Source organism: Vibrio sp. Vb0937 (genome assembly GCF_033338855.1).
On record NZ_JAWOTK010000010.1, the window covers coordinates 1 to 4903 of the forward strand.

The 4903-nt window shown below is 44.5% G+C and carries 6 protein-coding genes; 4 read left to right on the forward strand and 2 right to left on the reverse strand.

The features are described from left to right. The first annotated feature begins 51 nt into the window (after nucleotides 1-51). A complete protein-coding gene (rraA, locus tag R7P67_RS14165) occupies nucleotides 52-558 on the forward strand; it encodes a ribonuclease E activity regulator RraA (RefSeq protein WP_005379537.1) in 507 nt (168 codons plus the stop codon). Nucleotides 559-688: 130 nt separating this feature from the next. On the opposite strand, the gene zapB is transcribed toward rraA, so the two are convergent. Next, a complete protein-coding gene (gene zapB, locus R7P67_RS14170; RefSeq protein ID WP_005379536.1) occupies nucleotides 689-931 on the reverse strand; it encodes a cell division protein ZapB in 243 nt (80 codons plus the stop codon). A 348-nt stretch (nucleotides 932-1279) separates the two neighbouring features. Between zapB and glpX the strand changes: the two genes are divergently transcribed. The 3 genes from glpX (at nucleotide 1280) to R7P67_RS14185 (ending at nucleotide 4135) form a co-directional block, all read left to right on the forward strand. Continuing rightward, nucleotides 1280-2287, forward strand: a complete 1008-nt coding sequence (gene glpX / locus R7P67_RS14175) for a class II fructose-bisphosphatase (protein WP_047101877.1) — start codon at nucleotides 1280-1282, stop codon at nucleotides 2285-2287. Between the two features lie 716 nt (nucleotides 2288-3003). Beyond that, entirely contained in the window at nucleotides 3004-3624 is a 621-nt protein-coding gene (locus R7P67_RS14180) for a helix-turn-helix transcriptional regulator (RefSeq protein ID WP_005383182.1), read from the forward strand. 160 nt (nucleotides 3625-3784) lie between these two features. Continuing rightward, nucleotides 3785-4135 (forward strand): DUF3135 domain-containing protein, encoded by a 351-nt coding sequence (locus R7P67_RS14185; RefSeq protein WP_005383183.1) that lies wholly within the window; start codon nucleotides 3785-3787, stop codon nucleotides 4133-4135. On the opposite strand, the gene R7P67_RS14190 is transcribed toward R7P67_RS14185, so the two are convergent. Further along, complete coding sequence (locus R7P67_RS14190) at nucleotides 4129-4422, reverse strand: GIY-YIG nuclease family protein (RefSeq protein WP_025768346.1); 294 nt, start codon at nucleotides 4420-4422, stop codon at nucleotides 4129-4131. The two genes, R7P67_RS14185 and R7P67_RS14190, sit on opposite strands and share 7 nt — an antisense overlap. Nucleotides 4423-4903 lie beyond the last annotated feature (481 nt).

The following is a 4903-nucleotide window of genomic DNA, read 5'->3' on the forward strand; positions in this document are numbered from 1 at the left end:
AATGCCTAGATATACTCAAAGACAACCAATTTCTGTTTAGAAAGGTACGCTATGGAATACAATACCTCAGCACTCTGTGATATCTACCTCGATCAGGTAGATGTGGTTGAACCAATGTTCAGTAACTTTGGCGGTCGCGCTTCATTTGCCGGGCAAATCACCACCATCAAGTGTTTTGAAGATAATTCGTTGATCCGCGAGACATTAGAGCAAGATGGACTTGGTCGCGTTTTGTTAATTGACGGTGGCGGTTCCCTACGTAAAGCCCTTATCGATGCAGAAATCGCAACCATTGCGGAAGAAAACGAGTGGGAAGGCATTGTCGTTTACGGCTGTGTTCGTGAAGTAGATGAACTTGAAGATATGAACTTAGGCATTCAAGCCCTCGCCTCTATTCCTGTTGGAGCGACCAGCCAGGGTATTGGCGAATTGGATGTACCAGTCAACTTTGGCGGCGTCAGCTTCTTACCTGAAGATTATATTTATGCTGATAGCACCGGAATTATCCTGTCGCCTGAACCATTGAATATTGATTTAGAGTTGGATGAAGAAGCATAGCGAGTCTTAGGTGTCTAAGTTATAGGGTCTTCTCTTAGCTATCAGCGCCTTGTCTTAACATTTTCTACTTCCCTAAAACACAAACACCCGCTTAGCGCGGGTGTTTTTAATTTGGAATGAAGAAGCTGAATTATTCCACTTCGTCCATTTTGCCAAGTAGTGCACGAATGCGCTCTTGCCATTGTGCGTGCTCTTGCTGTGCTTGTTGTGCTTTTTGCTCTAGCTCTTCACGTTGAGAGCGAAGCTCGTTAGCTTCTTCCGCAAGTTTAGCTTTATCTTCTTTCAGCTCTTCGACTTCCATCTGAAGAAGAGTGATTGTGTCAACTGCAGTTTGAATTTTAGATTCTAGTTGTTCTAGTACTTCAAAAGACATCTTGGCCTACCTATGTTATTCCGTTGGGACGATGTGCGAGATTGATGCACACCTAACCTATATAAGGTTCATTCTACTCAGCGTCGCGATGAGAAACACTCACTATATTCGATATTTTGCATCATTCGGTCAAAAAATCAGCGCAATCTCACTAAACGCTGACTTTTCTTGTCGCCGAAGCATTTTTGAGCAAGGATTTTGCGTCCCGCTACTCTGAAAATCGCCCTAAGTATTGATCAAATTCAAGTTAGATAAAGTAAAAGCCTCGCAAAAAGGCAAACGTTTACTCGACCTTGTGATAGAATCGCCGCGCAAATTCTTCTTCCCTCTTGCTTACTTGGAGACATCATGAAACGCGATTTAGCAATGGCATTTTCCCGTGTGACTGAAGGTGCAGCTCTGGCTGGTTACAAATGGCTTGGCCGTGGCGATAAAAACGCAGCCGATGGCGCAGCTGTTGAAGTTATGCGCACGCTACTGAACAAAACAGATATCAGTGGTGAAATTGTCATTGGTGAAGGTGAAATCGATGATGCGCCAATGCTGTACATTGGTGAGCAAGTGGGTATTGGTGGTGATGAAGTAGATATTGCAGTCGACCCGATTGAAGGAACGCGTATGACGGCAATGGGACAATCGAACGCACTAGCCGTACTTGCCGCAGGTGAGAAAGGCAGCTTTCTTAAAGCGCCAGATATGTACATGGAAAAACTGGTTGTTGGCCCTGGTGCAAAAGGCGTAATTGACTTAGAAAAGCCGTTAAAAGAAAACCTAGAGAACGTAGCAAAAGCCCTGAACAAGCCACTTGATACCCTAGTCGTTATTACCCTTGCGAAACCTCGCCACGATAACGTTATTGCAGAAATGCAAGCAATGGGCGTACGTGTCTTTGCGGTGCCTGATGGTGACGTGGCTGCCTCTATTCTGACTTGTATGCCAGACAGTGAAGTGGACATGATGTACTGTATTGGTGGCGCGCCAGAAGGGGTAGTATCAGCAGCGGTAATTCGAGCGCTAGACGGTGATATGCACGGTCGCCTGCTTCCTCGTCACGAAGTAAAAGGCGATACTGAAGAAAACCGCATTTACGGTGCAGATGAACTAAAACGCTGCGATGAAATGGGCGTAAAAGCGAATGTTGTCCTCAAAATGGAAGACATGGCTCGTAGCGACAATGTGGTATTTTCAGCTACAGGCATCACTAAAGGTGACTTGCTGGAAGGTATCTCTCGTCAAGGCAATATTGCAACCACAGAAACGCTGCTCGTGCGCGGTCGATGCCGAACTATTCGCCGCATTAAGTCGACTCACTACCTAGATCGTAAAGATCCAGAAGTACGCGATATTATTCTTTAAGCATTTCTCGAGGCTCTCGCTCAGTCTGAGCTTGAGCCTTTCTTTCCGCACAACGGGCAATAGATTCTGAATCACTCTCGTTCCTCGATGTTCAGAATGACGGTGACTTTAATAAGCTCTAAATCAAAAGAACTCGTCATTCTAGCAAGCTCCAGCGAGACTAAGAATCTAGTAGTAACAAGCTCCTATTCTTGCCTGGTCACCTTAACCACTACTCAACCAAAAGATAGATTCTGAATCACCTCATTCCTCGTTGTTCAGAATGACGGAGACTTTAATAAGCTCTAAATCAAAAAAACTCGTCATTCTAGCGAACTCCAGCGAGACTAAGAATCTGGTAACAGCAAACTCCGATTCTTTCCCGCTCACCTTAGCCACTGCTCAACCAAAAGATAGATTCTGAATAACCTCGTCCCTCGCCGTTCAGAGTGACGGTTACCATAGCAAGCTCTAAATCAAAAGAACTCGTCATTCTAGCGAGCCCCAGCGAGACTAAGAATCTAGTAGTAACAAGCTCCTATTCTTGCCTGGTCACCTTAACCACTACTCAACCAAAAGATAGATTCTGAATCACCTCGTTCCTCGCTGTTCAGAATGACGACATATATTAGCTCATATGAACATAGCCCCTACAAATCCACACTCAAATTAAGTCAACACTTTTCTTTACTAACCCTATCGCGCATAATATGTACTGACGTATAAATGGTGGGTATATGAAGACCGTAGATAGGATATTGCAAATCGTTAAGCGTGATGGCTCCGTCACTGCAAAACAACTCTCTTCTGAGCTAGGTATGACAACCATGGGGGCTCGTCAGCACCTACAAAGTTTAGAAGATGATGGCATTCTTTCTATCCATGACGTAAAAGTGAAAGTTGGTCGCCCTGCTCGTCATTGGTCTCTCACTCAAAAAGGTCATGAGCAATTTGCTGACCGTCACGGTGAGTTGACCATTCAGTTTATAGAAGCTGTCGAACATATCTTTGGCAAAGATGGACTGGAAAAAGTCACATCAGAGAGGGAAAAACTCACGTTACAAAGTTATCGTCAGCACCTTGAGCAATGCGACTCTCTGCAAAGCAAACTAGAAACACTCGTCACATTAAGAGAGCAAGAAGGCTATATGGCTGAACTCGAGCAAGATGAGAACGGATTTATTTTAATCGAAAATCACTGTCCGATTTGTAAAGCCGCAACTCGCTGCCCAAGCTTGTGCCAATCAGAATTGAGTGTCTTTCAGTCTTTACTTGGACATGACACCAAAGTAGAGCGTACCGAACACATCATTAGCGGCCAAAGACGCTGCGTTTACCGCATCCAACAACTGCAGTAACCACCACAACCAAACATCGACATGCCGCACTTATTCAATCTCCAGCTTGAAAGCTTCTCTTATAAGTGAGACGGCTGAAGAATTCATCCTCTCTCCTCTTTCTAGTGGTATAGGCTTTTAGTAACTAAAGGCAATTTCCATAAGGATTTGGAGAGCATCGATGTCTACTCTACGTCATATCCCACCCCAAACGCTTCCTCCATTCGATGAAATGGTTCGAATGGCAGAGCGAGACCCAGAAGCTTTTGAGCAATTTCGTCATGAGATGGCGAAAGAGATGATCGAAAGCGCATCAGAAGATATGAAAGAAAGATTGTGGGCTCAACAAAGCCACATTGATAGAGTCATCAGCACGTGTAAAAACCCTCATCACACCAATGTGGTATTGATGAACGAGTTGCAAAAACAGGTCGTAAAGTTCAAAGCAGCGCTAGAAGGGGAAGCGGCACCGACACAAAAAGCGGATGTGGTTAGCTTAAATGCGTTTAAAGATAGGAATGACTTTTACTGATACTCAGTAGATAGATCGAGAAAGTTAGGGTTCGTTTCTCTTACCAAGGCTAACTTCCACTCACGCTTCCACTGCTTGAGCTGCTTTTCTCGGTTGATAGCATTAGCCATATCGTCGAATAACTCAAAGTAAACGAGCTTATGAACGTTGTATTTCTTAGTAAATCCTTCCACTACTCCATTTTTATGTTGCCATATTCTTTGGGGCAGCTGACTGGTAACACCTATGTAGAGAACGGCGTTGTTATTTGACGTTAGGATATAAACGCAAGGTGTCTTATCGATGATTCATTCTCCTTCATTATTCGCTGTTACTTTTCCATTGTAATTCTCGAGCTCAGTCAGTTTATTTCAAACTCGGAGCACTCTGTGCGTAGATTCTGAATCACACTCGTCCCTCGCTGTTCAGAATGACGATGACTTTAACAACCTCTAAACCAAAGGGGAGCGTCATTCTAGCGAGCCTTGGCGAGACTAAGAATCTCATAACAGCAAGCTCCTATTCTTTCGCACTCACCTTGGCCACTGCGCAATCGGACGATAGATTCTGAACAACACTCGTTCCTCGTTGTTCAGAATGACGATGACTTTAAGAGCCTCTAGATCAAAAGAGTCCGTCATTCTAGCGAGCCGCAGCGAAACTAAGAATCTGGTATCAGCAAGCTCCTATTCTTTCCCGCTCAGCTTAACCACTGCTCAACCGGACGATAGATTCTGGACCACGCTCATTCCTCGCTGTTCAGAATGACAGTGGCTTTAACAGCCTCTA

Excerpts from the sequence above, each read along its gene's own strand:
- rraA (WP_005379537.1), top strand. The coding sequence starts at position 52 with ATGGAATACAATACCTCAGCACTCTGTGATATCTACCTCGATCAGGTA.
- zapB (WP_005379536.1), bottom strand. The coding sequence starts at position 931 with ATGTCTTTTGAAGTACTAGAACAACTAGAATCTAAAATTCAAACTGCA.
- glpX (WP_047101877.1), top strand. The coding sequence starts at position 1,280 with ATGAAACGCGATTTAGCAATGGCATTTTCCCGTGTGACTGAAGGTGCA.
- R7P67_RS14180 (WP_005383182.1), top strand. The coding sequence starts at position 3,004 with ATGAAGACCGTAGATAGGATATTGCAAATCGTTAAGCGTGATGGCTCC.
- R7P67_RS14185 (WP_005383183.1), top strand. The coding sequence starts at position 3,785 with ATGTCTACTCTACGTCATATCCCACCCCAAACGCTTCCTCCATTCGAT.